Origin of the sequence: Stenotrophomonas sp. HMWF003 (assembly GCF_003061285.1) — a bacterium.
Classification (GTDB): Bacteria; Pseudomonadota; Gammaproteobacteria; order Xanthomonadales; family Xanthomonadaceae; genus Stenotrophomonas; species Stenotrophomonas maltophilia_AP.
Map to the genome: position 1 here is coordinate 3728 of NZ_QAIW01000417.1, position 579 is coordinate 4306.

Sequence of the window (579 nt, forward strand, 5' to 3'; positions counted from 1 at the left end):
AACGCCGGTACCGCAGACCCCGCCGCCGACGCTGGTGCAACGCCAGGCCGAAGCGATGGTGGCCGAGTACCAGCAGGCGATGGCGACCCTGCCAACCGCCCAGGTGGGCGGAGAATGGCAGCCGGCGCTGCGCGAGCTGGACAGCAGTGCCGACCACATCCGCGCCGCCCTCAGTGAAAACCCCCGCTCGCGCGTTCTGCTCGGGCAACTGCAGCGCACCTACGCGCTGCGCCTTGAACTTACCCAGCAGGCCGTGATGGCCGCTGGCCTGCCATCCTGAAGGAGACACCACCATGCACCATTCATTGCGTCTGATCGCAGCCCTGGCCCTGCTGCTGCCGTTGGCGGCGCAGGCGGCCACCCGTGTGGATGAGCGCGCCCCGCTCGGCGCCGGCGGGCGCGTGGAAGTAAGCAACATCGCCGGCAAAGTCAGTGTGCGCGGGTGGGACCGCAACGAAGTGGCGTTGAGCGGTTCGATGGCCGACGGGCTGACGCTCAAGCAGGACCGCAGCGCCAACCGGGTGCGCTGGGAGGTGGTCTATCCGCGCGGTCGGAGCAACGGAGGCGCGACGCTGGAAC

2 pseudogenes are annotated in these 579 nt (G+C 69.6%); both read left to right on the forward strand.

Annotation, left to right across the window (positions count from 1 at the left end):
• Positions 1-280, forward strand: a pseudogene (locus DBR34_RS23850) (hypothetical protein); the annotation flags it as partial.
• A gap of 13 nt (positions 281-293) precedes the next feature.
• Positions 294-579 (forward strand): annotated as a pseudogene (locus DBR34_RS17875) (hypothetical protein); the annotation flags it as partial.